The following is a 26,170-nucleotide window of genomic DNA, read 5'->3' as shown; positions in this document are numbered from 1 at the left end:
ATTTTTCTTACAAAAGTCTAATTTCAGCACCTACAAATTTTGTCGGAAGAAAGCCCTTACACTTCCCTCCTTTTCCCCTATAATTAAACGTATAGTCTGTGAGGGGAGAGATTGAATTGCCGCAATGTATGGGAGAACGCTTATATATAATTGATGACTATGATTTGGGGGAGCCGGAGCGCACCGGCACCTATGTGCTGCTTGAAGAAAAAGTCACCATTGTGGAAACGTGCGCCAGCCCGTCTTTGCCATACATACTGAAGGGACTGGGGGAACTCGGCGTTTCCCTGTCTGATGTCGCCTACATCATCGTCACCCATGTTCATTTGGACCATGCCGGCGGCGCTGGGCTGCTGATGGAAAAATGTCCGAACGCCAAGCTGATTGTGCACCCGCGCGGCGCCCGCCATCTGATTGACCCGGTGAAGCTGATCCAAGGAGCCCGGGCTGTATACGGCGAACAATTTGACCGCCTGTTTGATCCGATTGTGCCGATTCCGGAGGAGCGCGTGATGACCGTGCAGGACGGTGAAACACTGCAAATCAGCGATGCGCGCACTTTGACCTTCTATCATACGCCTGGACATGCCCTGCATCATATCGGCATCCATGACTCCTTGACGAACGGAATTTTCACAGGCGACACGATCGGCATTTTTTATCAGGGACTGGGGGACTTTGAGCTGTATCTGCCGTCCACATCGCCGACGCAATTCCAGCCGGACGCGATGCTGGCATCGCTGGAGCGCATCCGCAGCCTGCATGTGGACCGCATTTATTTCGGACACTACGGCATGTCGGTCAACGTACAGGAGGTGTACCGACAGGTTGCGGCTTGGCTTCCACAGTTTTTGGAGATGGGGCAGAGCGTGTTTGCCGCCCAAACAGACTTCCCTGCGGCTTCCGCCGAGCTTGCCAAGGTCATGCTCGCACGGGTGCATGAGTTTCTTTCCGAAAACGGCGCAGAAGTAAGCGAATCGGCGCAAAATGTGCTGCGGCTTGATATGGAGGTCAGCGCCATGGGGCTCATTGACTACCTGGTCAAGCAAGCCCAAGCAGAAAAAGCCTAGAATTATCTAGGCTTCTTGCGTCCGGCATAAGCCGGGCGTTTTTTCTTTGGCGCCGGCGGCTTGCGGTCCACGAAGCTTCCCTTGTACATCTGCATTTTTTCAAATTCAATGCCAAGCTTCTTCGCAAATTGCAGCAGCTTCTTCTCTTCGTTCGGCGTCACCAGAGAGATGACTGTGCCCTCGTTGCCCATGCGGCCCGTGCGGCCGGAGCGGTGGATGTACTGGTCCAGTGTGTCCGGCAAATCCAGATGGATGACGTGCGTCAGTCCCTCGATATCCAAGCCGCGTGCCGCCAAGTCCGTTGCCAGCAGCACCTGGACCTTCCCTTGGCGGAAAGCCCGCATCGTCGCTTCCCGTTCCTGCTTTTTCGCCTCGGCATGCACCGTACCGGCTGCCACTTTGCGGAATTGCAGCTTTTCCGTCATTTCGTCCAGACGGAATGGGTCGTTCAAGAATGCGACTGCCTTGACATCCTCCATGTGTACGATACGGCGTACATAGTCCAGCTTTTCGCGCAGCTCGGACACGATATAGAGATGCTTGACGCGGCCGGTATCAGCCGTACGCTTGACGCGCACCACAGCCGGCTCGTTTGCGGCATTGCGGGCCGCATCCTCAGCCGCGGCCGGCATTGTTGCCGAGAAGAACAGCAGCTGCCGGTCACGCATCGTTGTCTTAATAACTTCCTCAATTGTGCCGACCATGTTCTGCTTTACCATTTGGTCAAACTCGTCAAACACAATTGTCTTTACCTCGTGCATTTTCAGCTTTTTCATGCGGATGAGCTCCATCACGCGGCCGGGCGAGCCAACAATGACCTGCGGGTGTTTTTTTAGCTTCTCCACTTGGCGCTTGATATCCGCTCCGCCAATAAAGGAGGCTCCCGTAATGCCGCTGCCTTCCGCAAACTTCTGCACTTCTTCATGAATTTGCATCACCAGCTCGCGGGTCGGCGACAAAATCACAACCTGCGGGCTTTTCACCTCGGGATTAATTTTATGTAAAAGCGGCAGTACATACGCCAGCGTTTTTCCGGTGCCCGTCGGGGACTCCACAATGAGGTCCTTTCCTTCAAGCACGAGTGGAATGGCTTGCTTCTGGACATCTGTCGCATCCTGGAAGCCGGCCTTTTCCCAGGCATGCTGTAAAAATGGTTGTAGTTGCTGTATCATGTATCTTTCTCCTTTATCTCTATTTTGCAAGGACATCTTGCAAAGCGTGCAGCGTTTGCACCGTATGCTCCGCGACAGCGGGCAAATCCTCCGCATGCTCCTCCGTAAGCGGCTTCGGAAAAAGAACCGTCACAGTGTCGCGGGATGAAAACGCTTGCTTCTTATATTCGTATGAAATCACCTGCTGAATCATGCGTTCCTGTCCCCACATCTTATAGAGTATTTCCGTTATTTCTTCATAGCCTGTCCAATCAGCGGGAATCGGAAAGCTGAACTCCAGCGACAGCAGGCAAACAGGCGTCAGGAAGGGCTCTTCCATAATTTCGCCCGCCCAGCTTTTCACATCCGTCTGCAGCACAAGACAGGCAGTGACTTCCGTGCCGATTTGTTCATGCAGTTGAAAAGCAATGCGGTACGTACGGCTCATCGAGGCCAAATCGACCAGATCCTTCCGGCCGGTGACAAGCACCTCGCCTGCCAGGTCATGGTCATAGACAGCTCCTTCTGCCACAACCTTCAGATTTTCAAATGCAGTTGGATCAAACATCACGTTCCTCCAAAAAATTGAGCGCCTTTCTCACCGAAAGGCGCCTCGTCTATATCACCATTAGTCTACAGATAACTGCTTCAAAAAGCAACCTTAGAACAAGCCGACAGCTTTTCCGTCCGCAGCAACATCCATGTTCAATGCAGCCGGTTTCTTCGGCAGGCCCGGCATCGTCAGCATCGTTCCTGTCAGCGCCACAATAAAGCCGGCGCCGATGGATGGCTTCAGCTCCCGCACCGTAATGACAAAATCACTTGGACGTCCCAGCTTGGACGGATCATCGGACAGGGAATATTGCGTTTTTGCCATGCAAACCGGCAGCTTGTCCCAGCCTTCGCCTGCAAACTGCAGCAGCTGCTTGCGTGCCTGCGGCGCAAACTCCACATCTTTTGCCCCGTATACCTTCTGGGCGATGGTACGGATTTTCTCCTCTAGTGATGCCTCGATATCATATAAAGGCGCATATGTATTCGTTCCTTGCTCGATTACCTGCAGCAGCTTCTCCGCCAGATCCACGCCGCCTTGGCCGCCCTTCTCCCATACCTCTGTCAGGGAAACGGTATAGCCACGCTCCGCACACCAATTCTCCAGGAAGGCTACCTCCGCCTCTGTATCCGTAACAAAGCGGTTAATGGCTACGACAAACGGCACTCCAAAGGCCTGCAGTGTTTCCACGTGCTTCTGCAAATTTTCCATGCCGTTTTCCAGGGCTTCCACATTTTCTTCCTTCAGCTGATCCTTCGCTACACCGCCATGCATCTTCAAAGCGCGGATGGTCGCCACAATGACCACTGCCTCCGGCTTGATGCCTGCAGTGCGGGCCTTAATGTTCAGGAACTTTTCTGCGCCTAAATCAGCGCCAAAGCCTGCCTCCGTCACCACATAATCCCCGAGCTTGGCTGCCATTTTTGTAGCGATAACACTATTGCAGCCATGCGCGATGTTAGCAAATGGCCCGCCGTGGATAATCGCAGGTGTATGCTCCAGTGTTTGCACGAGATTTGGCTTTAAAGCATCCTTCAGCAGCAATGTCAATGCTCCGGCTGCCCCCAGTGCTTCCACTGTGACAGGCTTGTTCTGCATATCGTAGGCAACGACAATGCGGGACAGGCGCTGCTTCAAATCAGCCATATCTGTGGCCAGGCAGAACACCGCCATAATTTCTGAAGCAACCGTAATATCGAAGCCATCCTCGCGCGGCACCCCCTGCATCGGTCCGCCAAGACCGATCACAACCTTGCGCAAAGCCCGGTCATTCAGGTCCACACAGCGCTTCCAAACAATCTTGCGCACGTCAATGCCCAGCTCATTTCCTTGCTGGATATGGTTATCAATCAGCGCTGCCAATGCATTGTTGGCCGTCGTGATGGCATGGAGATCGCCGGTAAAATGCAAATTGATGTCCTCCATCGGCACAACCTGTGAATAGCCGCCGCCTGCCGCTCCGCCCTTCATGCCCATGGTCGGTCCAAGGGACGGCTCCCGCAGGGCAATGACAGCCTTTTTGCCAATTTTGTGGAAGGCTTGTCCCAATCCGACCGTAACCGTGGATTTCCCCTCTCCCGCCGGTGTCGGATTAATGGCTGTCACCAGAATAATTTTGCCGTCCGGCTTGCTTTGCAGACGCTCCAGAACGGACAAGGACAGCTTCGCTTTGTAATGCCCATAAGGCTCAAGCTCCTCCTCTTGAATATCCAATGCGGAAGCAATCTCATGAATCCGCTTCATGCTGGCTTCCTGGGCAATTTCGATGTCTGACTGAAATGGAACGGTAGTTGTCATGTAGGAATCCCCCTTATGTATGTTCAAGCGCTATTGTACCAGATTTACAAAACATTCGCATTTGTTCCTTTTTTCAAGGCAGCTTAACTTGGTCTGCTGCGACAGGCACAGTCCCGCCGCCATACGCATATGCGTATTATGGGGTGTTTCATATGCATTGGTTCAATCTGCTATGGGAGCAGTTGCTCGCCATTTATCTTCTTGCTGTTATCGGCTTTGCCGCAAAGAAAAAGCGGCTGTTCACCGGTCAAAGCGACCAGCTGCTGATGCAGCTTATTTTGACAATTACTTTACCTGCTTTAATTGTTTCCGCTTTGGATATCCCTTTTTCCCGCCGGCTGCTGCAGGAATTTGGCCAGCTGCTGCTGATGTCCGCCTTCGCACTCGGCAGCGCCTGTCTCATAGGTTTTTTGCTGCGCCGGCTGGCAAAGCTTCCTTCGGCCCAAAAGCCCGGCTATGAAGGCAGCATCATTTTTGGCAACCAAGGCTTTATCGGCTATGCTGTCTGCAGCATCCTGCTCGGCCAAACCGGCATAGTGTATGCGACAGTATTCAACATTCTCTATTTATTCCTCATTTGGACGTACGGCATGTATATATTTGCCCGGACCTCTTCTGTCATGAGCATACGCAGCATTCTTTGGAATCCGGGTGTTGCCGCAACCGCTGCCGGGGTCGTTCTCTTTCTCCTGCCACTGTCGCTGCCAAAGCCGCTTCACGCCGCCCTGCAGCTGACCGGCGGCATGACAACGCCGCTCTCGATGCTTGTCATTGGCAGCCTGATTGGCAGCGTGCCGCGGCAGACGCTCCGGACCATGATCCGTTTGCCTTATCTGTGGCTCAGCGCCTCCATGCGACTTCTGCTGCTGCCGGGACTTCTGCTCTGGTTCTCTGTGCCGCTTCCCATCCTCACAGTAGCCGTATTGCTTGCAGGCATGCCGTCAGCTCCGACGATGACGCTGTATGCGATGCGCTACGGATGTGATACGGCCTTCCCGTCTGCCGCTGTCGCCGTCAGCACCCTGCTGTCCATGCTGAGCATTCCGCTGCTGTACTGGCTGGCCCACTCCTAGAGCGCATCAGCTTTTTTGCAGCATAAATACCCACAGAAAGCTTACTGCCTGCCGCAGTTCCGCCGGCAGGCCAGCCACATGCTGCTCCCGCACTTCGCGCTTATATACTCCTTGGCCATCTATAATAGTAAAGCCGTTCTCTGCCGCCAGCTTTGCAAATTCCCACGGCATCATGGTATTGCAGATGACCGGCTCATTGTATAAGCGCCGGTAGCTGTTGGTCCGCGGCATGGCAGTCGGTCCCAAAATAGCCACACAGGCATGGCCGCCTGATTTCAGCACCCGCCGCATTTCCTCCAGCGCCTGCAGCGGCTGTGCCGTCCATTCCAGGGAATTCACCGCCATGACCGCATCAAACGCCTCGTCTGAAAACGGCAAAGCCGCCAAATCAGCCTGGAGAAAGGTGAGCCGGCCTTTCTCCTCATGCTGCTTTGCCATTTCAATCATGTTCTCAGACAAATCGACACCGCACACGACATAACCTGCCTGGCCCGCTTTGTAAGCCCCATATCCATCGCCGCAGCCGACATCCAAGACTGCCGCGCCCTTTGCGGCGTATCGCTGCAAGAACGGAATTACTGTGCTTCTGCTCCCGCTGTCCCACATCTCCCTGCTGCCCTTGTTCCAGTGTCCAGCCCGCTCATTCCACTGCTGGCGCGCTTCCTCATGCCAATTAAACATCCTACCCCTCCTCTCTTTCCTATTTCTACAGCAGGCAGGCGAGCTCCTGTCCATGGGAGAAACTTACGCTTATCATTTGTCCCGCGCAGGCATAAGCTACTCATATCTCCACAGAAAGTGAGGGATAAACTTGCATACACATGATGACCAAAAACATGAAGAGGAATATGCGGCCGAATTGACAACCGGGCGTTTGCAAGCATACCGGCAGACACGCGAACAGGATGGCATCAGCACAGGGCGGATTGTCGGCTATATGGCCCTCTTTCTCTCTCTGTTTTCCATCGCCTTCTACCCAATTGTTTTCGGGGCACTCGGCGTTGTAATGGGACTGATTGCGGCACGGTATGGCGCCAAGACACTCGGCTATACAGCTATTGGCTTCGGTGGCTTTTCCGTACTGTTCAGCATCCTGTATCCCATGCTGTTTGGCTCGTACTAAAAAAAATAACAGAGACCCATTACGTGGTCTCTGTTACTCTTGTGCCAAAGAATGTCCCCAGCATCCCGAAGGACCACACCTTCAGGCGGTGCCCTTCGTACTCAAATGTTCTTTCACCGGTCATGAAAAACACACCTTTTCGAATGTGCGTTTCCGCCAGCGTCATTTTCACGCCGTTCTGCTCACAAACCAAGCTTGTGCCGGAACAGCTGATGTCTTGCTTCTGTTCTATATACTTCACAAAATCCTGCTCATCCGGACAAAGCAGAATCAGCAGCGCCGCCAGCACAATGCTGAAAATGCCGACAGCGGCAAATGACTTATTCAACCGCTTCACTCCTCACGCCGGCTCTATTCAAAGGAGAGCTTCCATTCCTGGTCTTTCTTATCGAAAATGAGCCAGGCCCGTTCAGATGCCTCACGCTTTACCTCCGACAAATTCTCCAGGATATCATCTGTACCGCTAAAGGAACCGATGACAAACAAAGGAATTTCCAGACCGCGGCGCGAATCATCCTTGTGGGACAAATCAAACAGCAGCCCATCCTCGGCGTAAGGCAGCAGTTGCTCCATAATATCCTTGGATATGGCCGGATAAATACGTGTTTTCTGAAACAGCAAAAGACGCCGGCGCCCAAATGACCCGAGCTTATATGGGATTACCTTGCTCAGCATAGCACTGAAATCCTGCAGCCGGCGGTAATACACCTTGTTATACCAGCCGTCATCGCGGGATAGATATACATACTTGTTCTTCAGCAGCGGGAAGAACGGCTTGCCGATCGGTTCCTTTTTATGCGCCAGATACAGAAGCTCCGCGATTTCAGCCGGCTCCAGTTCATCCAAGTCATTGATGTCATCCACATCCACCCAGCAGAACTCCCCGAATTGCTCAACATCTGCAGCAATGAGCCTCTGCACATTCTCCTCCTCCACATACTCCAGCAGCGTATGATAATTTAGATCAGTCCATTCAAAGTTGTGCTTCAAAAGAAGCAAGCTTTGGAGCGGAGAAGGGATGTTGCCGGCAAATTCCCGAAAGGTAATGCCCGATGTCAGAAAACAGTGGTTACGCCGGTCACCGTTAATATAAATAATATCTTTTATGAGATCGGATCCTCCAGACAAAACACCTAGCCACCTTTGTTCATATGGTCAACTTTTCATCTATTATACACGATGCAGCAGGATATGCATGCATCCAATGATTGCACCACTTTATTTTATCATGAAAATTTTTAGAAACATAGACCAGCTGTAAAAAATAGCTAATTCTTTTCTTTACATTTCCGTTTATTTTATTACAAAATTATTACAGAAACAAAAAAAGAGGCCGCTTTGGCCTCTTAAATCATATCCGGGTCGTTTGCCGGACGCGTTTCCAGCTCGACTACAATCTCGCTCACCGGCTGGGACTGCGGCTGTTGTGACTGCGGCTGTTGCTGCTGCGGCTGTTGTGACTGCTGTTGCTGCTGCTGCGGCTGTTGTGACTGCTGTTGCTGCTGCTGCTGGTTCCCGGAATTGGAATTGCTGTTTTGGCCGAACATGGATTGAAGCTTATCCAGTGTCTGCGGCGCCAAATCCATGGCCTTCTCCACTAAATGTGTAGAATTCTGCAGATGCAGGATATTAATGCCCTCCTGATTCACGACCAGAAACGCAACCGGTGTAATAGAAACTCCGCCGGCGCTTCCGCCTCCAAACGCATGATCCTCATGGTTTGCGGCTGTATGATCCGTCTGGAAGTCTGTTCCCCCGGCCCCGAAACCAAATGCCACCTTTGATACCGTCAATACAACTCCGCCGTCTGCCGTCTGTACCGGCTCGCCGATAATTGTATTCACATCAACCATGCTTTTTAAATTTTCCATGGCTGCTCTCATTAACCCTTGAATTGGATGATCCACCTGACATTCCCTCCTTTTCATTTCCTTTCCCTAGTTTTTCCGAAAACATAAGAACTAAACATAAAAGTTTCAATTGTTCTCCATAATAAAATGGTGTAAAATTCTAAAAATACAAATAAAAGGGGGGCTTCACTTGATTCGAAAGCTATGCAGGGAAGATCATGGACGCGTATATGCTTTCTTGGCAGAAGAGCCTTCCTTCAACTTATTTCTGCTTGGAGACCTTGAGGCCTTCGGATATGAACAGGCATTTCAGGAGCTGTGGGGGGATTTTACGGAGGATGGCGCCTTGCGTGCCGTGCTGCTCCGCTACTATGATTCCTTCGTTCCTTACGCAAAAGGGGAGTTTGATGCAGCAGGCTTGGCCCGGTGCATGATAGGATATGAGGGCTTCACATTGTCAGGCAAGGCGGCTGTCACAGAGGCATTTGAGCACGTGCAGGGTCTTTCGCTGGGAAAGAAAAGGTCCATGTATTTTTGTGAATGCCGGGATGCTGCTGCCGCTGTGCTGGTTCCGGCACACGGTATTAAACGGGCACACCTGGAGGATGCAAGCCGGATCGTCAGCCTGCGGCATACAATTGAAGATTTCGTTGTACCGCCTGATGCTGAGGAACGCTTCAGAAAATCCATGACCTCCAAAACAGGCAGAACATACTATATCCAAGAGAACGGCCAGGCTGTGGCTTCGGCAGCAACAGCCGCCGAGAACTCCATGTCCGCCATGGTTGTCGCTGTCTGCACCCACCCGGACTTCCGGCAGAAAGGCTATGCTTCCCGGGTCGTCGCCCAAATGATCCGCGACATAACTGCCGAGGGCAAGACACTCTGCCTCTTCTACGACAATCCGGATGCCGGTCGCATTTACAAAAGGCTTGGATTCCAGGATATCGGCATGTGGAACATGTATCGGTGATTCATCAAGCATATCAGCGGCAGCTTCCTGTACTGCCCTCCCATGAAGATGACTCGGATTATGGCAATTCGCTAAGTTATTTCTCTCACCTATCCAAGAAGAATCATCTATTTCATGTGACATTTGGACACAATCCTTTGCTGGTAAGCAAGGAAGAATCAGCAGTTTGTTATGAAACTGTTCACCAACTATTATCCCACAATTTTTTCAGGTGGATCCATTAAAGCAAGGACACAGCGTTTGTTGCACAAAAAGGATAGGGACACAGGTATGTTGCCTGTGTCCCTATCCTTTTTGTTTTCGGGGAAGCCGTTGCTCATACCGGGCCTGCTCCCACTCCTCGCGCAACATCCCCATCCGGATGGAGTCATAATACCGCCCATTGTAATAGCGGCAGCGGCGCAGCCGCCCCTCCAATCGCATACCCAGCTTTTCCGCCACCTTCATCATCCTTTCATTGCCGGACCATGTCGTCAGCCCGAGCCGCCCCAGCGGCAGTGCTTGAAACAGGAAATCCGTATACAGCCGCAGGGCCTCCGTTCCGTACCCGCCATTCCAATATTCCGGCCTGTAGATGACAATGCCGACCTCCAGCCAAAGCGAGGCTTCATGCTCCCAGTAGTAGCTGACAGATCCGATAATTTCCCCATTCCGTTCGATAACGAGCCACGAGTATGGATCGCGCTCCAGGCGCTGCCGCAGCTGCCGCCCGAAGCTATGAAAATCCTGATGCACAAGCGGATAATATGGTGCATCCCATTTCTTCCATTCCGGATTTGCTTCGCCGTACATGAAGGACCAAAGCGGGTATAAGTCCTGTTCATACAGTGTCCGCACCTTCACCCGCTGCCCTGTTAAACATATTGGCGGCATTTCCCATCCCCCCTTCTAACGAAACAGCATGGACAAACCGGCAGCCAACAGGTTTGGCATGCTGAAGACGAGCAGCGCCGCTGCAAATTGCTTTCGCCTTTGCAGCAGCAACGAAACAGATTTTCCGCTGAACACATGCTTGCTTCGGGCTGTCAGCAGCAGCAAGCCGGCAAATACAATTGCTGTGATGCCAATCAGACCCGAAAACTGGTACACGATATACCAATCCTGCAGCAGCACCGCAATGATTCCTGTCAGGGCCGCCACACACAGACCCAACTCGAAATATTGCTTCACAATACCACCTCTTTTACTGCGAATATATGGAAGACAGCACCTGAACATGTCAGTTTCTTTTCCCGTGCTTACTCTTTTCGACAGGATTTCTATGCCTCCTGTTTTCATATTCACAGATTTTGTGATAGAAATATCAAAATTTTCAAAAATAAAGTGAGATATTTTGTATAATAGGTATTGTGGAAATTTTCTACAGAAAGGAATGATGGATTTGCTGCAACGATTGTTCCGTATCATTGCCGGTGTGCTCGGTGTCCTGACAGCGCTGCTCATCTTGCTCAGTCTGCCGGCGTTGTTCTCCAAACAAGGCAGCATCAGCTTCCAGCCCGCCGTATTTTGGGATAAGCTGCTTGCTTTGGCGAAGCAGCTGCTGCACCCGGAAAAGCTGGAATACGCCAGTTCCATGCAGAGAATAGGCGAACTGCCGCGCATGTTCCCCCTGTTCCCCAATGTATGGGAGCCTTACATGTATTCCTTTGCGCTCCTCGCTGCTGCTTTTGTTTCCGCTCTGCTCCTTGCTTCATGCCTTGCTTATGTATACGTGCTGATTTCCAAACGGTGGAAGGGAACGATACAGGCGGTAATGTTTGTTCTGGAATCCACACCAGATATGATGATTCTCATTTGCTCCCAAATGTTCTTCATTTGGCTGCTCCGGCAGACCGGCTGGATGCCGTTTCACATTTTAGCCTTTGGCGATAAGAAAGCGTACGCACTGCCGATTATTTGTTTGACGATCCTGCCAACCGTACAGCTCTTCCGCATGTTCGTTCTTTGCCTGGCGGAGGAAAGCAGCAAGCCTTATGTGGAAACAGCGCGGGGCAAAGGGATGTCCTCCGCCTATATTGTCCGGATGCATTTGTTCCGCAACGTGTGGATTCATCTGCTGCATCATGCCAAAACGATCTCCCTGTTCCTGATCTCCAATCTGCTCGTGCTGGAAATTGTATTCAACATCCCGGGCATTATGCGCTTTCTCGTCCGTACCTATGCAGGCGCCCCGGCAGTCACTTTCGCTGTGCTCCTGCTCATTTTTGCCCCGTTCTTTTTATTTTTTCTCGGCAGCTCTTGTATAGCAAAACGGTTTTCCGGAGAAAGCGGGGCGGCAAAGCCATGAAATATATTTGGAAGTCCAAACGGTTTATGATTGGGCTGCTGTACTTGATTGCGGTCATGAGCGCAAGCTTCATTTACACATACGGCTTTCAAGCGGATATTCCTAAACCGCCTAAGTATATATACGGAGACAAAGGGCAAATCATCGGAACGCACCCGGCCTCTCCCCTGCTGTATCCGCCTATGGGAACAGGGCGCTTCGGCGACCAAATCTTCCTGCAGGTGCTCGAAGGGGCCAAGTTCACGATCAGTCTGGCAATCGGCATCGCCCTGATCAGACTGTTTTCGGGTGTGATCTGCGGTGTCATGCTCAGCCTGTACACCAAAAAGCTGAAGCCATTTTTCCGCTACTTTGGAGAAATGTTCCATTATATCCCGACCATCTTCACTGCTTTTATTTTAATTGCCCCGGTTATGTATGCCATCCACGACAACCGGGAAAACGTTTCTCCCAACATACCGCTTCTGCTGTACGAAGCAGCGGTTGCGGTCTTTGTGGTTTGGCCTTCTCTATCGCTGTATGTCAGTGATGAGATTGACACATTCATGAAAAAGGAGTATATGGTCAGCGCCCGGCTTCTCGGGGCCAGCCGACGCCACCTGATTCGCCGGCACCTGTCTGTCTTATTTCAGGAACGGCTGCTTCTCCTGTTTATCCAGCATGCGGTGCAGACGCTGATTTTATTTACACACATGGGCTTGCTGCAGCTGTTCATCGGCGGCGTGCAGTATAAGGAGCTCTATGAGAATGACTACCGCCCTGTCTCTCTGTCCAATGAATGGTCCGGCCTTATCGGCCTGAACTATTTCGAAGCCAACCTGAAGCCATGGGTTGTACTGGGGCCGCTTTTCGCCTTTGCGTTGACCATCTTCTTCCTGAATTTGATGGCGGCAGGCTTGAAAGCGGCTATGGAGAAACGCGAACGGGTACTCAATCAATCTGCTGTAGAAGAAGCACATACAGACTACGAAATATCGGAGCAATCCTTTACCTTTGCCAAAGGCTCTGCCCAGTCCATACATTGAAGGAAAAGCCGGACACGACCGTCCGGCTTTTCGTATAATCATGTTACAGAGATTTGCGGAAAGCGAAGCTTGTTTTCGCATACCCTTCCCGCTCATAGAACCGATGGGCATCCGTCCGCTGCAGGCCGGATGTCAGCGATACAGCCTCACAGCCATCCTCCCTGCCCCAGGCCTCAACTGCCGCCAGCAGTACTTCGCCATAGCCTTTGGAACGTTCGCTTTCAGCTGTCACCAAATCATACACAAACACATGCTTACGATTATAGAAATTGGTCATAATCGCCGTACCGGCAAGCGATACAATGCGGCCGGCGTCATTCCGCAGCGCGAACAGCCGATATCCCTCCAGCTTCATTTGTGCCAGCAGCTCTCCAAACGACTCCTCTGTCAAGTGAGGCCGCAGCTCCCGCAGCACCGGCAAGGCTTCCAGCAGCTCTTCCTCTGTCTGCAGCAATTGTACTTTCATGTCTCTCTCTCCCCATTCGAAAATTATGTAACCCATTTCAACATACCATATTCTTCATGACCGGGCATGCATTCTTAAATAGTCTGAACAAATAAGAATGAAGCGCTATCGAAATCAGACGAACACCCCTCTTTCTCTTTTTACAAAATGCATATTTACAAAGTTGGCCCCATACGTATAGAATAAAAGCATGATAGATAAAGGGGAGTAGCTTTTACAGCAAAGTCGTCATTACAGGGATACATCCCTCGGCTTTGTTGGCAGCCGCGCTGTTAGCAAGACCTTTACCAAAGCAATGGAGCATTGTCTCGATTTCTTTGGTAAAGGTCTTTTTTGCTTCTATCAGCTTTGACAGGCTGCAGGCGAAACCTATATTAAATCTGGGAGAGTGAAGAAGATGGAAATTTTATCTTGGGAATTTGTGTCCGCCTTGCTGGCCATCGTCATGATTGACCTCGTATTGGCAGGGGATAATGCCATTGTGATCGGCCTGGCTGCCAGAAAGCTGTCCAAGGACCAGCAGAAGAAGGTCATTTTGTGGGGAACGGCGGGTGCCATTGCAATTCGTATTGTGGCTACACTCGTCGTTGTCTGGCTGTTAAAAATTCCGGGACTGCTGGCAATCGGCGGCATCATGCTAATATGGATTGCCTACAAGCTGATGACGGATGATTCCGGACATGAAGTGGAAGCGGGCAACAGTGTCTGGGCCGCCATCCGCACCATCATCATTGCGGATGCGCTCATGGGCCTTGACAACGTATTGGCAGTAGCCGGTGCAGCCCACGGCAGCGCACTCCTCGTCGTACTGGGTCTCTTGATTTCCGTACCCATTGTTGTTTGGGGCAGCACATTGATTCTAAAGTGGGTGGAGCGCTTCCCGGTTATCATTACGGCGGGTGCTGCCATCCTCGCATGGACAGCGTCAAAAATGCTTGTGGCAGAGCCATTCGTGAAAGGTCTGCTGGGAGACCAGTCCTGGCTGAAGTGGGTCATTCAGGTTACCGTCATCGCCGGTGTCGTAGCAGCCGGCCGCATGAAGCAGCAGGTGAAGGAAAAGGCAGCCGTTTAATTTCATAGTGCCGCAAGCACCGGATGAAACCGGTGCTTGCGGCATGGATTTAGTTTACATAATATTATTATTTATTATCATTTCCTTGATAGGCCCGATGATGTGGAGAAAGACAATATAAAGAAAGGAGCATGCCGCCGCATGCCCCTTCCTCAGTTCTTCAGCTTTTCCTGAAAGACCTCAGACACAGCCCCCAGGCTCCCCAGTGTTTCCAGCGCCTGCGTCGGCAAAAAGATTTTATTGGCAGGTCCCTTTGCAATCTCCTGCAGTGCCTCAAAGGACTTGTAGGCCAGAAATCTCTCCGTCAGTCCCGCCTGTGTCAGCAGCTCAATCCGGCCCCGTTCAGCTTCGGCAATGGCGGCAATGGCCCGTGCCTCCCCGAGTGCCTCCAACTCCTTCGCCTGCCGGACCCCCTCTGCTTCCCGGATACGGGCTTCCCGGTCCCCTTCGGCAATCAGAATTTTACTTTGCTTATCCCCTTCTGCCCGCAGCACCATATCCTGCTTGGCAGCCTCTGCCTCCAATATGATGGCACGTTTATTCCGCTCGGCCTTCATCTGCTTTTCCATGGCGGCCTGTACATCCTTTGGCGGGTTGATGTCAACGACCTCCACCCGGTCGATGCGCACACCCCATTTTTCGGTTGCTTCATCAAGCGCAATCCGGATTTCAGAGGAAATTTTCTCACGGCCGGATAAAGTCTCATCCAACTCCATGTTCCCGATAATTTGGCGCATCGTGGCTGTTGTAATATTCCGTACCCCGTTTACGTAATTGGAAATGCCGTATGTTGCCTGTTCAGGATCCACGACCTGATAGAAAATAATGGTGTCAATTTCCACCTGCACGTTATCTTTCGTAATGACCTTCTGCGGCGGCACATTCGTCTGCTGAATGCGCAAATCGTGGTACACCCGCACGCGGTCAATAATCGGCATAAGAATATTGAGGCCCGGATGCATGAGACGATGAAACTTGCCGAGACGTTCCACGACGCCAATCTGCTGCTGTGGAATGATTTTCACGGTAAGTGCAGCGAATACGACAACAAGTATAATACATACAATTGATAGGATAGTTCCAATCATTTCCCTTCACGCCCTTTCTGTACATGAACAATGGTGCTGCTGCGCTGAACGATGGTTACGGTTTCCCCTTTCCCAATCGGCTCATCAGCCTTGGCGCTCCATAAATCGCCGCCTACCTTGACGATGCCGTTCCCTTCCTTGGAAATGTCCTGTATCACGACAGCCTGTCTGCCGACAAGTGTATCCACCGCATCCTGATACCCCCGTCCAATCCGCACCTTCCCCGAGATGCGCTTTGAATAGATGGTCAGGACGAGCGCTGTCAAGCAGGCGACAAGGACCTGTGCTAAGAAGGAACCCGGCAATGCCAGCGCTGCAATTGCACCGGCGAGAGCCCCGACTCCCAGCCAAAGCAAGTAAAAGGTTAAGGTGAGCATTTCGACCACAAATAAAAAGCCGGCTGCAAGTAACCAAATGACCCAAGCTGCCATTCGTCCCACCCCTTTCCAGCTGTAGAGTAAATGCTGTTACCACTATGTATATGAGACACGGCGTCCTTTCATTTGGCACCCCGTCAGTTACTATTCGACTCCTTTTGGAGCATTCCTGCTGAATATGTCGAAGCACAACAAAAAACACTCCAGAAGGCTCTGGAGTGCCTGTTTTTATTTCAGCAGGTGCGGGTGCTCCAGCAGATGCAGGTACGCCCCTTGTCTGCCTGAAAGAGGCGGAGTCTGCTGCAGGTCCACCCAACGGTATTGAAATACGAGATTTGTATCTTCACCATCACCGGTTACAACGTGCTCCCACTCATCACGGACAACAGCAGTAAGCGTGATATGATAGAAATGGCGCTTTTGATACTCACTTTTTTCTCTTATATGCACAAGTTCATCTGCTACATGGCGCTGTACTTGGACAGCATGCAATCCGGCTTCCTCATACACCTCGCGCAAAAGGGCCGCTTCCAGCGTCTCGCCCGGATTCACTGTCCCGCCTGGTACTTGCACGCCGGCTTCGGGGAAGTCACGGTGTGCATGGACCAGCAGCTGTTCCCGTCCGTCTTGTTCTCTTGTGATGTAAGCATAGACCTTTTTTGTGTATAGTTCCTTCATCTTGTCTTCCTCCCCTTTTTCGTCCCCTGTTTGTAAACAGCTGTTACCTCTACTTCTTCGGCATGACTTCCTCAAGCGTCAGGTGATGACCGTACAAGTAGGCTGCGGGCGCTTGCCCCACATACCGGATATGCCACGGCTCATATGTATAGCCGGTCACCTCGCTTTTATACTTTGGGTACCGGACCACAAAGCCGTACTCATGTGCATGGGCAGCCAGCCACTTTCCTTCCTTCGTCTCAGCAAACCGCTCATGAATTTGAAAATTGATGGATGCAGAACTTACATCCGCGGCAAGACCCGTCTGATGCTCGCTTGTCCCCGGCACCGCGCTGGAAGCAGCAGCCGCTGCCTCTCCTTCTGTCCGCTTGTACATGGAGTTCAGCACCTTTTGCCGTTCATAGGAGCGGAAGGCGGAAACAACAAATAAATGAATATTCTGTTTTTCAGCCGCTTTAAATAAATTCTCCATAGCCCCTGCTGCTTCCTTTCTCATTTTCATTTTTTCTTGGTCGCCATCGAAGGAAAATCTTACCTTAGGAATTCTTAAATCCTCAGGAATGTAAAAGTCAGGAAGGCGTCGCTCTTTGTTGACAAGCACGAGCAGCGAATCTGGGTTATTCACAATGTACACCGGGCCATCCGGGGACGCGATGGTTTCTTCATATGACGGAAATGCCGGACGGCTTTCATTAATAATATGGGGATTCTGCAAATTGGGGTCGGCAAACGGTTTTTGGGGCGAATGCCAACTGAGCATGGGTGCAGTCCCGACAAGCAGAAGAATGAAAAGAAATCTGTTCTTTTTATCTTTCATTGCCACCCCTCCAGCTCTTGTTTTATCTTCATTATCGGCCGGACACCACTTCCGTAAACCGGCCAATCTGTTCTCTCCCGTCCGGGCGCTGCAAGGCCGCTCAGGGGAGAAGCCTGCTCTTTGCCTTGTTATGTCTGCTTGCATGCTGATCAAACATCGCTTTTCATTTCCACAGAAAGGCAGCCTTGGAAGCATATATCTTCCAAGGCTGCCTCTGAATCATACATTCTGCCAGTTTAGCCATTTACCTTCTCGGCCTGCCAATAATAATCACTGAAGGCCTCCGCCAGAACATCAATAGCCCGGTTGAGCTCCTCGGCCGTATTATCCACGCCCCCGACCTCCACCAGAACAGCTTGCCCGGACAAGTCCTGGTTGTAGATGCCGTTTCCTGTGCTGAAGTCTTTGCCGATGACAGCGCGGCTGACACCCGGATACTTCTTGTTGATCCATTCATGCAAAGCCTGGGCAAGCTTCAGGTTCTGCTGATAATTCCGATTTCCTTTTCCGACAACAAAGGCCAGCTTGGCATAGGACTGCCCATTCAGTTCTTTTGTGGTCACCTGCTTCCTGGCGCTGTCCCGGTGCAGGTCAAACAAGAATTGCAAATCCTTGTCTCCGGCCATGGCTTCCTTTACAACCTCGCGTGACATTTTGTAGGAGCTGTTTGTATTTAAGCCGCGGCTGACCAGCATTCTGCCGATGTCCGTCTTATCATTTGAGGCGCCGATTCCGTTATTTTCAAGCTGCTGCCGGAAGCGGTCGCCAAAGATGGAGATGTTGGTTGCCGAACTGGATGCATCATTCGAATTGGGACTTCCCGCCATATTCAGCATCGGCAGAAAAGACTCCCAGCTGTGTGTATGATAGATAAAAACCACCTTCTTGCCTCCCGTCGTCTGGGCAGGCGGCTTTGTGCTTTTCGGCGCCTCTGCCGGCGGCGGCGTTCCATCACCTTTTCGTTCCTTCAGCAGTTCCTCAAGAGGCACATCTGATTCAATTGGAAGATTCGTATAGTTTGTCCCTTCTCCGGCCGCAATAATTTCGGTGTCATATTTCGAAAAGCCCGGAAGCTCTGTGCCGAACAGACTGCGCACATCGTCAACTCGAATGTTGGTTGCGGTGGAGAACAGAAAGGAAGATACGGAAAATTCCTTATTCAAATTGCGGTACTCTTGGGTAAAATAATGATTTTCTGTCCCGAATGCGTACATATATCCGTTCATGGACAGTTCATTTAACCATTTATGCAGGTAGCCTGATTTTGTCTGTTTGAAGGATGTCACCATCATGCCTGTAACAAGGAAGGCACTGATGATGCCGAGAAGAAAGAGGAGGCTTATTTTCGCTAAGTTTGCTTTTTTAATATAAAAATAGCTTCGGCTCATTGGATCACCCTTTCTACCTCCAATATATGTACAAGCCCTCCTGATTAGAACAGCTTGTACTTGTCTATATTGGCAGTGAGGTGAAGCTGATGAAATTCCTGCTCATGGCCGGCCCGCTGGCCGGTTCGGCAATCCTGCTTTTGCTGGCAGTCCACCCGCGCATCCGTCTGCTGCTGCACGTGCTGGCTTATATATGCGCCTATATCTTTGGTGCCATCTTATCTATAACCATCTATGAAGTGCGCAGGAACCATACTGTTTTTATGACCGAGGTGCATGAAGTGCTCTTAAACGAGGTTTTTCTCCTATGCGGAGCTTATCTTGGTGCATATGGCCTGTATATGCTGCTGCGCCTGATTATGGAACAGCTGCGCGCCTAAAAACACCTGTCTAACCGACAGGTGTTCCGTTTGGCACTTCCTCATCAGGCCGAAGCAGAATCACATCGCCTGTTTCCGGCATCCCGCCAAGAACAAGCACTTCCGACTGAAAGCCGGCGATGCGGCGCGGCGGAAAGTTGACGACAGCAGCAACCTGCCGGCCGATTAAGTCCTCCGGCACATACCGCTTTGTGATTTGGGCGCTGGACTGCTTCATGCCAAGCTCGCCGAAATCAATTTGCAGCTTAATGGCGGGCACCCTTGCCTCTGGAAACGGCTCTGCATGCCGAATCGTGCCGATACGAATATCAAGCTTCAGAAAATCTTCAATTGTTGCCATGTCCTTTCACTCCTTTGTAAAAGAAAACTTGTCATATACAGCGGCTCTATCCCATTCTCCGCCGGCAGAAAAAATCCTGCCGCGGCAGGGCATTCCCCTCTCTATGCCGAATCTTTCTCTGTACAGCTTCCATCCCGGCAAAAGAAGTTCCTTGACAGGAGTTCCCTTTGTTATGTATGGCCACATTGCGCCCGGCTTAATACATCCTTAATTGACTGAAGTGCTTCTTCCTCATCGTCACCGCAGACACGCAGTTCAGCGAGGTCACCTGCATACCACATCAGGCTGCATAGGCCCAGCATACTTTTCACATCCACTGTCCGCCCCCGTACCCGCAGCAAGATTTCCGCTTCATGCCGGCTGGCACAATTCACAATTTCCTGAAATAGTATCAGTGATGAATCCTGCTGCATCCATACGTCGGCAATGCGCATCAGCACCATCTCCCCCGCTATTTACTCAAGCATGCCTGCTCCTGCTGCAGCAGACTCTCTCTCATTGTACCTGTCCTCTGCCCAATTGTAAAAAATATTCTGAATAAAAAGGAGGGAATCCGATATGCGCCTGTCTGCCGCCCTGCTGCGCCATGCAAGCCTTTCATTTTGCTTCATTATTTTTTTCAGTCCCGTTTGCTCTGTAGTGTTTACCGGCACCTCCTATACGGCCGCCCTCAGCTCTGTGCTGCAGCAGCTGCTGCAGCCGCAAACCATCCTGTTTCCCTCCTCGCACTGGATTCGGGAGCCTTTCTTCTTCTCCAATGTCCGGGCGGTGGACCTCACGGCTCAATTTTCCTTTCATGACAAGACGACTTTCTTATTCCCTTACATCTGGCTTCCTTACTTGCTGTCCGTCAGCCGTTTTGCAGCAGCCTTGCTGGTCGGACTCTTGCTGAGCATGCTGCTGATGGTATGCTGTTTTGCTGTCAAACCAGGGCCTGTCCTTCGGTTTCTTCCTACTGTCCCTCTGACAGCCGGCCTGCAGCTTTTGCTGCTCCTGCTTACCATGCAATGGCACATGCCGAAGCTCCCGGCACAGCTGTTCATTATACTCGCTGCTTCGCTTGTCCTTCCCTTGGAGTGTGTGAACCTTTGGCTGCAAAAGGACGGAATACCGCCTTCGTCCTTCTTGCAGGCAATACGTCTGCCATTTGCGCTGCTTCTGCGGCATTGGAAGCCGCTTTGCTTCGCTGTCTGGATCAGCGCATCCCTGTTTGAATACATGTTGAATACAGACGGGCTCATTACCTTTCTCATGCAATATATCCTGCTGTCGCCAAGTGTTGTTGCAGTCAGCCTGCTGTTGCTCTATATGCCGTATTTGCTGCTGAACATGCTGCTCCTGCAATCGGGGCACAGGAAAGAATTCTCTGAACGGACAGCCAACGAATTGCCGCTGTGAACCGATATTGACTTGCCGCTCCCATTCCCCTTATCATGGAGGAAAAATCAGGGGAAAAGCGAGAGGATTGGTCATGCTTGAAATTGTGCTTTGGGCCGTAATTGCGGCTTGCTTCATTCTTGCCTTCGTCGGCCTCGTGTACCCGGTCATTCCAGGTGTTGCCTTACTATGGGCCGGCTTTCTTGTCTATCTGTTTGGAATTGACAGCGGGGAACTGCACTGGACCTTCTGGGTGCTGCAGGCAGTGTTCACTGTCTTCTTATTTCTTGTAGATTTTCTTGCCAATAGCTATTTCCTCAAAAAATATGGAAGCACCAAATGGGGAGAACGAATCGGGGTTGTTTCGATTCTCATCGGCTCCTTCATCCTTCCGCCCTTTGGCTTGCTCATCGTGCCATTCCTCTCTGTGTTCATAACAGAAATGGCGCAGAAAAAAGCTGCCAAGGCTGCTTTCATGGCGGCGCTGGCCACGGTCATCAGCTTCCTCAGCAGCTCCGTCGCCAAAGCTGTGATACAGTTTATTATGATTGCTGTGTTTGCTTTATACTTAATTTGGTAGCTCTCCGTCTGCGGAGAGCTTTCTAGTTTGCCAGACCGGCGCGGCTGCGGCTGTAAGCATCAGAAAAGAGCTGTCTGTAAGCAAACAGCGCTGTGTCCCCTGTTGTAATCGCGAGGCCGTCTTCCGGGAGCATGTCCTTCTCTGTCCTGTACTGTCCGGCCGCTTCCCCGTCAATTAAGTGGGTAGGGCAAACGATGGTCCAATCCAGGTCTGACTGCTCCAGCTGCAAATAAGCCTGTAAATGGTCCTCGGCCGCTGCGGTCGATTTGCGCCGGGATTCACCGGACTGAAAACGGTACAGCGCAGGATTGCTGCGCGCCTGCAAAATGCCGGCGGTCCCAATCGTAATGAGGCGGCTGACTCCGGCCTGCTTCATCGCTTCCATCAGCAGTGGTGTACTGCAGCTGAGCGTGCCGTTTCCATCTGTGCCAAGCGCGCTGATGACCGCATTACAGCCCGATACTGCCGCTGACAGGTCTCCTGCCTCTCTTGCATTTCCTTCAAGTATATAGACACCGCCCTGCAAATCGCCCAGCTTCGCCGCATCCCGCACGAGTGTCTTCACATCATGTCCGCCTGCAAGCGCCAGCCGCACCAGATGCAGCCCTGTCCGGCCGGTTGCCCCCAATATACATAGCTTCATCTTTCTTTCCCCTTCCCGCAAATCTCTTTGGGTATACTATATATGAGTTTCGTTTCTTTTGACAGCAAACTGCTGTACAATTCGGCAAATGGGGTGATTCGATGGCTTCCATTCATCAGGTGCAGGAGTTTCTGCCTGCACTGCAAGAGCTGCTCTGCCTTGAAACCTTAACGAGAGAGAATTTGCTGCATCCCCGTTTTTTGCTGCAGCGCGAGTCCGGCCTGGAAATCTACTATGCGCCGTTCGACTACATTAACACTGCTGCAAAAGTGATGATTGTGGGCATCACCCCTGGCTGGACGCAAATGCAGCTTTCCTATACCACAGTATTGGATGCGTTGCGCCGGGGCGAACCGCCGGAGGAAGGAGTCCGGCGTGTCAAGCAGCAGGCCAGCTTTGCCGGCTCCATGCGCACGAACCTGAACGCCATGCTCGATGAACTGGAGTTGCCCGGCTATTTGGGCATTCCTGCTTCCTCCGATCTGTTCGGCGCCGGGAGAGAGCTTTTGCACCCATGCTCCCTCCTCCGCTATCCAGTGTTTCGCAACAATCTCAACTATACAGGACACAATCCGCAGATGGTGAAATCCCCGCTGCTGCTGGATTGGATCCGGACTGTGTTTGTGCCGGAATGGCGTTCTGTGCATCCGCTTGTGCTCATCCCTCTTGGAAAAGCGGTATCAGATGCACTGCAGCATTTGGCACAGGAAGGCTTGCTGGAGGAGGAGCGCTGCCTGTTCGGCTTTCCGCATCCATCAGGCGCGAACGGCCATCGACACAAGCAGTTTCAAGAAGGAAAAGCATCGTTTGTCAGGAAGCTTCAGTACTGCTTTACCTGACGAAACAAATCTTCGTTTTATCACTGCACTGGACGTATAAAAGTATGGCGGTACACTTTGTCCACCGGTGTACCTGCCGCCTCCACCAGGTCATAGACCTCCTGGCGCATCGTCTCGAGCATCTCAACGCTTTCCTCCGTCAGCTGTGTGAGCACATGCTCGGCCCGCTTTTGGAAATCCTGCGGCATAACAGGCAGCAGCTTGGCATACTGCCGGCTCCATTTGAACAGAGGGTGCGGAATATACTGCCGGTTTACCGCAAATAACAGTGTCCACAGCTGCTGCAGCACCTGGCACTTGACCGCCTGCAGCATCAGCACATCCTTCCGGTGCAGCAGCGCATAGCGGCTGCTCCAGCGCCCCGTTGTTTCCAAATGCTCTTCCATAAGCGCCGCCATCAGCCCGGCTGGATATGCGGCACATTGCTTTTTCCACTGTACAATCAATCCTTCACCCAAAAGTGCGCGTCCATCCGCAATGGAAGCAAGAACATGCTGCTTGCTTATATCGGTATCATATTGCTCTGTCACCTCATAAATCCACTGCTCCACGGTGTCCGGCAAAAAGCCGCTGATCTCAAGCTTGATTCCATCCACCATGTATACATCTGCCCACTCTCCCTCCTCGTAGGGGTGCAGCTGAAGCACTTCTCCCCCCAAGGCCTTTGCAACCGCCGTGCGGTCTTCCTCTTCTGGCGCTTCCTTCCACAGGACATAGAGTTCAATGTCAGAATAGAGATCCTGCCACCCGCGTGACACTGAACCCGTAAGCATAACTCCTTCTACTTTCCCGAGTTTTCCATACTCCCCGGCAACCCGCTCTGCTGTTTTTGTAAAAATATCCACCTTCATATCACTCCAATTTTTTCCTCCCACCCATTATAATAGAATTATGTACGTGTGGAAATGGAGGAATGAAGATGGATTTACAGCTAAAAGGAAAAAGCGCACTTGTGGTTGCCTCAAGCCAAGGACTTGGAAAAGCCATTGCTGAGCAGCTTGTCCGCGAGGGCGCGAACGTCATGCTTACAAGCCGCCATGCGGACAAGCTGCGGGCGGTGCAGGAAGAACTCGCTCCGCTTGGCACAGGCACGGTCTCCTATCATCCGTGCGATATTACAAAAGCCGGGGAAATTCAGCAGCTCGTGGAAACAACCGTACAGCAATTCGGCACGATTGATATTCTGATTAACAACTCCGGCGGACCAAAGCCAGGTACATTTGAACAGCTGGCTGATGAAGATTGGTACAATGCCTTCGAGTTGAATGTACTGAGCTGCATCCGCCTGATCCGTGCCGCTCTGCCGGCTCTGCGGATGCAAGGAGGGCGGATTGTCAACGTTGCTTCCTCTTCAGTGAAGGAACCGATCCCCGGACTTCTGCTTTCCAACACCTTCCGCGTCGCTCTCACGGGTTTGACGAAGACATTGGCGGCGGAGCTGGCATCTTCCGGCATTCTAATCAATACCGCAGCACCGGGACGCATCTCTACAGACCGCGTGGCCTTCCTGGATGCAGCGGCTGCCGAGAAGCAGGGGATTTCAGCAGCAGAGGTGCAGGCAGCCTATGAATCTATCATTCCGCTTGGCCGCTACGGCGAGCCGCAGGAATTTGCCAAGGTTGTGCTGTTCCTTGCTTCTGCGATGAATACATATATGACCGGAAGCACCTTCCTTGTGGACGGTGGAATGGTGAAAAGCCTGTAACGCCAAGACAGCTTATATGCCGCGCATATAAGCTGTCTCTGTTATGTTGCTTCCCGGCAGGCGTCCGGCACCGGCATGGTCATACCGCGCTTCATCACATACTGCCAAGCTTCATACGCATGGCGGTTGATGACCAGAAAGCTGTTTTCAAGAAATTGCCGCACCCCCGGGTTTGCAATTTCGATGGCCGCCTTAGCGTATGCTGCGGCCATCTGCTGCATGTCCTGCAGGTATGAACATGCAACCAGATCCGCTCCTTGAGGCGGCTGCTCCTCCTGTACCATCAGCATGGCCTGCAGGGACTGCATCAGCAGCACCTGCAATTCTTCCCCTTCAGAAAACTCCAGCAGCCGGTTGTAGCATTGCAGAAAATTCGGCAAATGCTGCTGCAGCAGTTCTTGTAAATCCCGGTCACTTGTCTGCTGCAAATAGATGCCGACCACGCGGATCATTTCGTAGCTCTGCACCGTTAACTTCTCCATCTGATTCATGCTGCCATCCTCCTTGCTGTATCCAAATGGACAGCGTAAGCTGCCCGCTGTTCTATTTCCTAGTCTTTCCCTTTTTCTCAGCCTATACAACGAAGCGGCTGAAAGTGCAAAAACAGCCAAAACAAAAAGGGCTCAGAAGACGTTTTTATCTTCTGAACCCTTTTCCCCTCTATTCTGCACCCCGGTACACATACTGTTCTTCGGGCGCTGCCACCTTTGTCCAACCGGTCACATGCAGCACAGGAATCGTTGTATGAAACGGCTGATAATACTGCGTTTGAATGCTTCCTTCCGCCATAATCCATTCGTCATCCTTCCACTGGGCACCTGCCGGCTTTTCCACCAGCATGCCGTATACCCCGGAATCAGCCACACAATGGATAATGCCAAAGCGGAACAGGAAGTACTCCTCTTTTCCGGTGCTCTTATCGGCAAAGACAAACCCTTTGAAGGACAGCGTTTTTCCGGAAAACTCCCCGGGACTATTATAAATGGACTCCATGCCTTTTAAGAAGTTGGCATCATTTAAAGAAATGGAGTCGCGCTGCAGAAATTGTTTTTTCTCCTTCTCAATGAGCTCCCGGTATCCTTCTTCTCCATAATAAATGCTTGTGTCCGGCTTCAGAAACTGGCGCTGCATGAACGGGTCCTGATTGCCAGGCTCCGCAACAGGGAAATGAAACCCCTTTGCCTTTACAATATCTGAATCCAGCACCGCAACCGGCAAGCATAAGCCGGTGAAAATCGGAAACACAAATAAAGCAAAAGTCAGCTTCCGCTTCCAGCCCCGCTCTTCCTCATGATGGTGGCCGCAATGGTCATCACAGTCATGAGTATGGTGAGCGTGGCCGCGCTCCTGCCTGAAGGAAGAAATCACCTGCACCACAGTGAGCAGCACCAGCAGGACCGCAGCACTTTTTGAAAGATAGGCATACCTCATATTGATATATTTCGTAATATCTCCTGAGATGTGCAATTGCACCAGCAAGAACGTGAAGCCAAGTAAAATATAGGCGCGTGCCATTCC

Annotated in this window: 32 protein-coding genes and 1 pseudogene; 12 read left to right on the top strand and 21 right to left on the bottom strand. The window is 51.6% G+C overall.

Features of this window, described 5'->3' with window-relative positions; translation table 11 throughout:
• Positions 1 to 128: 128 nt before the first annotated feature.
• A complete protein-coding gene (locus NK662_RS10310) occupies positions 129 to 1,070 on the top strand; it encodes an MBL fold metallo-hydrolase (protein ID WP_254758922.1) in 942 nt (313 codons plus the stop codon).
• A 2-nt stretch (positions 1,071 to 1,072) separates the two neighbouring features.
• On the opposite strand, the gene NK662_RS10305 is transcribed toward NK662_RS10310, so the two are convergent.
• From NK662_RS10305 to NK662_RS10295, 3 genes are all read right to left on the bottom strand, one after another.
• Entirely contained in the window at positions 1,073 to 2,242 is a 1,170-nt protein-coding gene (locus NK662_RS10305; RefSeq protein WP_254758838.1) for a DEAD/DEAH box helicase, read from the bottom strand.
• A gap of 19 nt (positions 2,243 to 2,261) precedes the next feature.
• Complete coding sequence (locus tag NK662_RS10300) at positions 2,262 to 2,789, bottom strand: hypothetical protein (RefSeq protein ID WP_254758837.1); 528 nt, start codon at positions 2,787 to 2,789, stop codon at positions 2,262 to 2,264.
• Between the two features lie 93 nt (positions 2,790 to 2,882).
• A complete protein-coding gene (locus NK662_RS10295; RefSeq protein ID WP_254758836.1) occupies positions 2,883 to 4,571 on the bottom strand; it encodes a formate--tetrahydrofolate ligase in 1,689 nt (562 codons plus the stop codon).
• Between the two features lie 152 nt (positions 4,572 to 4,723).
• Here NK662_RS10295 and NK662_RS10290 point away from each other — a divergent pair, with 152 nt between their 5' ends.
• The gene (locus tag NK662_RS10290) at positions 4,724 to 5,644 is read left to right on the top strand and encodes an AEC family transporter (protein WP_254758835.1); all 921 of its coding nucleotides are present in this window, start codon (positions 4,724 to 4,726) and stop codon (positions 5,642 to 5,644) included.
• A 6-nt stretch (positions 5,645 to 5,650) separates the two neighbouring features.
• Here NK662_RS10290 and NK662_RS10285 read toward each other — a convergent pair whose 3' ends face one another.
• The gene (locus tag NK662_RS10285) at positions 5,651 to 6,325 is read right to left on the bottom strand and encodes a class I SAM-dependent methyltransferase (protein WP_254758834.1); all 675 of its coding nucleotides are present in this window, start codon (positions 6,323 to 6,325) and stop codon (positions 5,651 to 5,653) included.
• A gap of 124 nt (positions 6,326 to 6,449) precedes the next feature.
• On the opposite strand from NK662_RS10285, the gene NK662_RS10280 reads away from it, so the two are divergent.
• On the top strand, positions 6,450 to 6,767 hold the full coding sequence (locus NK662_RS10280; RefSeq protein WP_438503611.1) for a permease: 318 nt from the start codon (positions 6,450 to 6,452) through the stop codon (positions 6,765 to 6,767).
• A 19-nt stretch (positions 6,768 to 6,786) separates the two neighbouring features.
• Here NK662_RS10280 and NK662_RS10275 read toward each other — a convergent pair whose 3' ends face one another.
• The 3 genes and pseudogenes from NK662_RS10275 to ytfJ all read right to left on the bottom strand — a co-directional run.
• Positions 6,787 to 7,095: a hypothetical protein gene (locus NK662_RS10275; protein ID WP_254758832.1), complete on the bottom strand. Its 309-nt coding sequence runs from the start codon at positions 7,093 to 7,095 to the stop codon at positions 6,787 to 6,789.
• 23 nt (positions 7,096 to 7,118) lie between these two features.
• Positions 7,119 to 7,895 (bottom strand): oxalate:formate antiporter, encoded by a 777-nt coding sequence (locus NK662_RS10270; protein WP_254758831.1) that lies wholly within the window; start codon positions 7,893 to 7,895, stop codon positions 7,119 to 7,121.
• A gap of 371 nt (positions 7,896 to 8,266) precedes the next feature.
• Positions 8,267 to 8,674, bottom strand: a pseudogene (gene ytfJ, locus NK662_RS10265) (GerW family sporulation protein); the annotation flags it as partial.
• A gap of 133 nt (positions 8,675 to 8,807) precedes the next feature.
• Here ytfJ and NK662_RS10260 point away from each other — a divergent pair.
• Entirely contained in the window at positions 8,808 to 9,590 is a 783-nt protein-coding gene (locus NK662_RS10260; protein WP_254758830.1) for a GNAT family N-acetyltransferase, read from the top strand.
• Positions 9,591 to 9,875: 285 nt separating this feature from the next.
• Here the strand turns inward: NK662_RS10260 and NK662_RS10255 are convergent, their stop codons facing one another.
• Positions 9,876 to 10,463 carry a GNAT family N-acetyltransferase gene (locus tag NK662_RS10255; RefSeq protein ID WP_254758829.1) on the bottom strand — a complete coding sequence of 196 codons (588 nt, stop codon included), beginning with the start codon at positions 10,461 to 10,463 and terminating at the stop codon, positions 9,876 to 9,878.
• Positions 10,464 to 10,478: 15 nt separating this feature from the next.
• Positions 10,479 to 10,760 carry a DUF5316 family protein gene (locus NK662_RS10250; RefSeq protein ID WP_254758828.1) on the bottom strand — a complete coding sequence of 94 codons (282 nt, stop codon included), beginning with the start codon at positions 10,758 to 10,760 and terminating at the stop codon, positions 10,479 to 10,481.
• 211 nt (positions 10,761 to 10,971) lie between these two features.
• Here NK662_RS10250 and NK662_RS10245 point away from each other — a divergent pair, with 211 nt between their 5' ends.
• Together NK662_RS10245 and NK662_RS10240 are read left to right on the top strand one after the other, a co-directional pair.
• The gene (locus NK662_RS10245) at positions 10,972 to 11,877 is read left to right on the top strand and encodes an ABC transporter permease subunit (protein ID WP_254758827.1); all 906 of its coding nucleotides are present in this window, start codon (positions 10,972 to 10,974) and stop codon (positions 11,875 to 11,877) included.
• The gene (locus tag NK662_RS10240) at positions 11,874 to 12,902 is read left to right on the top strand and encodes an ABC transporter permease subunit (protein ID WP_254758826.1); all 1,029 of its coding nucleotides are present in this window, start codon (positions 11,874 to 11,876) and stop codon (positions 12,900 to 12,902) included. The genes NK662_RS10245 and NK662_RS10240 overlap by 4 nt, the downstream gene beginning before the upstream one ends.
• A 43-nt stretch (positions 12,903 to 12,945) precedes the next feature.
• On the opposite strand, the gene NK662_RS10235 is transcribed toward NK662_RS10240, so the two are convergent.
• Positions 12,946 to 13,368 (bottom strand): GNAT family N-acetyltransferase, encoded by a 423-nt coding sequence (locus tag NK662_RS10235; RefSeq protein WP_254758825.1) that lies wholly within the window; start codon positions 13,366 to 13,368, stop codon positions 12,946 to 12,948.
• Between the two features lie 397 nt (positions 13,369 to 13,765).
• Between NK662_RS10235 and NK662_RS10230 the strand changes: the two genes are divergently transcribed.
• Positions 13,766 to 14,440 (top strand): TerC family protein, encoded by a 675-nt coding sequence (locus tag NK662_RS10230; protein WP_254758824.1) that lies wholly within the window; start codon positions 13,766 to 13,768, stop codon positions 14,438 to 14,440.
• 152 nt (positions 14,441 to 14,592) lie between these two features.
• On the opposite strand, the gene NK662_RS10225 is transcribed toward NK662_RS10230, so the two are convergent.
• The 5 genes from NK662_RS10225 to spoIIP all read right to left on the bottom strand — a co-directional run bounded on the left by NK662_RS10225 (position 14,593) and on the right by spoIIP (position 18,788).
• Positions 14,593 to 15,528: an SPFH domain-containing protein gene (locus tag NK662_RS10225; RefSeq protein WP_254758823.1), complete on the bottom strand. Its 936-nt coding sequence runs from the start codon at positions 15,526 to 15,528 to the stop codon at positions 14,593 to 14,595.
• A complete protein-coding gene (locus NK662_RS10220) occupies positions 15,525 to 15,959 on the bottom strand; it encodes an NfeD family protein (protein ID WP_254758822.1) in 435 nt (144 codons plus the stop codon). The genes NK662_RS10225 and NK662_RS10220 overlap by 4 nt, the downstream gene beginning before the upstream one ends.
• A gap of 174 nt (positions 15,960 to 16,133) precedes the next feature.
• Positions 16,134 to 16,583 (bottom strand): NUDIX hydrolase, encoded by a 450-nt coding sequence (locus NK662_RS10215; RefSeq protein WP_254758821.1) that lies wholly within the window; start codon positions 16,581 to 16,583, stop codon positions 16,134 to 16,136.
• A gap of 49 nt (positions 16,584 to 16,632) precedes the next feature.
• Entirely contained in the window at positions 16,633 to 17,400 is a 768-nt protein-coding gene (locus NK662_RS10210) for a M15 family metallopeptidase (protein WP_306470828.1), read from the bottom strand.
• Positions 17,401 to 17,636: 236 nt separating this feature from the next.
• Positions 17,637 to 18,788: a stage II sporulation protein P gene (gene spoIIP / locus NK662_RS10205; RefSeq protein ID WP_254758820.1), complete on the bottom strand. Its 1,152-nt coding sequence runs from the start codon at positions 18,786 to 18,788 to the stop codon at positions 17,637 to 17,639.
• A gap of 89 nt (positions 18,789 to 18,877) precedes the next feature.
• Between spoIIP and NK662_RS10200 the strand changes: the two genes are divergently transcribed.
• A complete protein-coding gene (locus NK662_RS10200) occupies positions 18,878 to 19,168 on the top strand; it encodes a hypothetical protein (protein ID WP_254758819.1) in 291 nt (96 codons plus the stop codon).
• 10 nt (positions 19,169 to 19,178) lie between these two features.
• Here the strand turns inward: NK662_RS10200 and csaA are convergent, their stop codons facing one another.
• Both csaA and NK662_RS10190 read right to left on the bottom strand, forming a co-directional pair.
• A complete protein-coding gene (gene csaA, locus NK662_RS10195; RefSeq protein ID WP_254758818.1) occupies positions 19,179 to 19,508 on the bottom strand; it encodes a chaperone CsaA in 330 nt (109 codons plus the stop codon).
• A 170-nt stretch (positions 19,509 to 19,678) separates the two neighbouring features.
• On the bottom strand, positions 19,679 to 19,942 hold the full coding sequence (locus NK662_RS10190) for an HPr family phosphocarrier protein (RefSeq protein ID WP_254758817.1): 264 nt from the start codon (positions 19,940 to 19,942) through the stop codon (positions 19,679 to 19,681).
• A gap of 124 nt (positions 19,943 to 20,066) precedes the next feature.
• Between NK662_RS10190 and NK662_RS10185 the strand changes: the two genes are divergently transcribed.
• Positions 20,067 to 20,906, top strand: coding sequence for a hypothetical protein (locus NK662_RS10185; RefSeq protein WP_254758816.1), 840 nt, complete (start codon positions 20,067 to 20,069; stop codon positions 20,904 to 20,906).
• A gap of 73 nt (positions 20,907 to 20,979) precedes the next feature.
• Entirely contained in the window at positions 20,980 to 21,465 is a 486-nt protein-coding gene (locus NK662_RS10180) for a DUF456 domain-containing protein (RefSeq protein WP_254758815.1), read from the top strand.
• 22 nt (positions 21,466 to 21,487) lie between these two features.
• Here NK662_RS10180 and NK662_RS10175 read toward each other — a convergent pair whose 3' ends face one another.
• Positions 21,488 to 22,108: an NAD(P)-dependent oxidoreductase gene (locus NK662_RS10175; protein WP_254758814.1), complete on the bottom strand. Its 621-nt coding sequence runs from the start codon at positions 22,106 to 22,108 to the stop codon at positions 21,488 to 21,490.
• A 101-nt stretch (positions 22,109 to 22,209) separates the two neighbouring features.
• Between NK662_RS10175 and NK662_RS10170 the strand changes: the two genes are divergently transcribed.
• Positions 22,210 to 22,947, top strand: a complete 738-nt coding sequence (locus tag NK662_RS10170) for a hypothetical protein (protein WP_254758813.1) — start codon at positions 22,210 to 22,212, stop codon at positions 22,945 to 22,947.
• Between the two features lie 20 nt (positions 22,948 to 22,967).
• Here NK662_RS10170 and NK662_RS10165 read toward each other — a convergent pair whose 3' ends face one another.
• Positions 22,968 to 23,792: a DUF4037 domain-containing protein gene (locus tag NK662_RS10165; protein ID WP_254758812.1), complete on the bottom strand. Its 825-nt coding sequence runs from the start codon at positions 23,790 to 23,792 to the stop codon at positions 22,968 to 22,970.
• Between the two features lie 74 nt (positions 23,793 to 23,866).
• Here NK662_RS10165 and NK662_RS10160 point away from each other — a divergent pair, with 74 nt between their 5' ends.
• The gene (locus NK662_RS10160) at positions 23,867 to 24,652 is read left to right on the top strand and encodes an SDR family oxidoreductase (RefSeq protein WP_254758811.1); all 786 of its coding nucleotides are present in this window, start codon (positions 23,867 to 23,869) and stop codon (positions 24,650 to 24,652) included.
• Positions 24,653 to 24,693: 41 nt separating this feature from the next.
• Here NK662_RS10160 and NK662_RS10155 read toward each other — a convergent pair whose 3' ends face one another.
• Together NK662_RS10155 and NK662_RS10150 are read right to left on the bottom strand one after the other, a co-directional pair.
• Positions 24,694 to 25,143, bottom strand: coding sequence for a spore coat protein (locus tag NK662_RS10155; protein ID WP_254758810.1), 450 nt, complete (start codon positions 25,141 to 25,143; stop codon positions 24,694 to 24,696).
• A 169-nt stretch (positions 25,144 to 25,312) separates the two neighbouring features.
• On the bottom strand, positions 25,313 to 26,167 hold the full coding sequence (locus tag NK662_RS10150) for a TIGR03943 family putative permease subunit (RefSeq protein ID WP_254758809.1): 855 nt from the start codon (positions 26,165 to 26,167) through the stop codon (positions 25,313 to 25,315).
• Between the last annotated feature and the right edge of the window lie 3 nt (positions 26,168 to 26,170).

It is taken from the genome of Ectobacillus ponti (assembly GCF_024294785.1).
Taxonomy (GTDB): Bacteria; Bacillota; Bacilli; order Bacillales; family Bacillaceae_G; genus Ectobacillus; species Ectobacillus ponti.
This window is presented reverse-complemented; position numbering and strand designations above follow the sequence as displayed.

Coding starts and splice junctions, on each gene's coding strand:
- NK662_RS10310 (WP_254758922.1), top strand. CDS start 129: ATGGGAGAACGCTTATATATAATTGATGACTATGATTTGGGGGAGCCG.
- NK662_RS10305 (WP_254758838.1), bottom strand. CDS start 2,242: ATGATACAGCAACTACAACCATTTTTACAGCATGCCTGGGAAAAGGCC.
- NK662_RS10300 (WP_254758837.1), bottom strand. CDS start 2,789: ATGTTTGATCCAACTGCATTTGAAAATCTGAAGGTTGTGGCAGAAGGA.
- NK662_RS10295 (WP_254758836.1), bottom strand. CDS start 4,571: ATGACAACTACCGTTCCATTTCAGTCAGACATCGAAATTGCCCAGGAA.
- NK662_RS10290 (WP_254758835.1), top strand. CDS start 4,724: ATGCATTGGTTCAATCTGCTATGGGAGCAGTTGCTCGCCATTTATCTT.
- NK662_RS10285 (WP_254758834.1), bottom strand. CDS start 6,325: ATGTTTAATTGGCATGAGGAAGCGCGCCAGCAGTGGAATGAGCGGGCT.
- NK662_RS10255 (WP_254758829.1), bottom strand. CDS start 10,463: ATGCCGCCAATATGTTTAACAGGGCAGCGGGTGAAGGTGCGGACACTG.
- NK662_RS10240 (WP_254758826.1), top strand. CDS start 11,874: ATGAAATATATTTGGAAGTCCAAACGGTTTATGATTGGGCTGCTGTAC.
- NK662_RS10235 (WP_254758825.1), bottom strand. CDS start 13,368: ATGAAAGTACAATTGCTGCAGACAGAGGAAGAGCTGCTGGAAGCCTTG.
- NK662_RS10230 (WP_254758824.1), top strand. CDS start 13,766: ATGGAAATTTTATCTTGGGAATTTGTGTCCGCCTTGCTGGCCATCGTC.
- NK662_RS10225 (WP_254758823.1), bottom strand. CDS start 15,528: ATGATTGGAACTATCCTATCAATTGTATGTATTATACTTGTTGTCGTA.
- NK662_RS10220 (WP_254758822.1), bottom strand. CDS start 15,959: ATGGCAGCTTGGGTCATTTGGTTACTTGCAGCCGGCTTTTTATTTGTG.
- NK662_RS10215 (WP_254758821.1), bottom strand. CDS start 16,583: ATGAAGGAACTATACACAAAAAAGGTCTATGCTTACATCACAAGAGAA.
- NK662_RS10210 (WP_306470828.1), bottom strand. CDS start 17,400: ATGAAAGATAAAAAGAACAGATTTCTTTTCATTCTTCTGCTTGTCGGG.
- spoIIP (WP_254758820.1), bottom strand. CDS start 18,788: ATGAGCCGAAGCTATTTTTATATTAAAAAAGCAAACTTAGCGAAAATA.
- NK662_RS10200 (WP_254758819.1), top strand. CDS start 18,878: ATGAAATTCCTGCTCATGGCCGGCCCGCTGGCCGGTTCGGCAATCCTG.
- csaA (WP_254758818.1), bottom strand. CDS start 19,508: ATGGCAACAATTGAAGATTTTCTGAAGCTTGATATTCGTATCGGCACG.
- NK662_RS10190 (WP_254758817.1), bottom strand. CDS start 19,942: ATGCGCATTGCCGACGTATGGATGCAGCAGGATTCATCACTGATACTA.
- NK662_RS10185 (WP_254758816.1), top strand. CDS start 20,067: ATGCGCCTGTCTGCCGCCCTGCTGCGCCATGCAAGCCTTTCATTTTGC.
- NK662_RS10180 (WP_254758815.1), top strand. CDS start 20,980: ATGCTTGAAATTGTGCTTTGGGCCGTAATTGCGGCTTGCTTCATTCTT.
- NK662_RS10175 (WP_254758814.1), bottom strand. CDS start 22,108: ATGAAGCTATGTATATTGGGGGCAACCGGCCGGACAGGGCTGCATCTG.
- NK662_RS10170 (WP_254758813.1), top strand. CDS start 22,210: ATGGCTTCCATTCATCAGGTGCAGGAGTTTCTGCCTGCACTGCAAGAG.
- NK662_RS10160 (WP_254758811.1), top strand. CDS start 23,867: ATGGATTTACAGCTAAAAGGAAAAAGCGCACTTGTGGTTGCCTCAAGC.
- NK662_RS10155 (WP_254758810.1), bottom strand. CDS start 25,143: ATGAATCAGATGGAGAAGTTAACGGTGCAGAGCTACGAAATGATCCGC.
- NK662_RS10150 (WP_254758809.1), bottom strand. CDS start 26,167: ATGGCACGCGCCTATATTTTACTTGGCTTCACGTTCTTGCTGGTGCAA.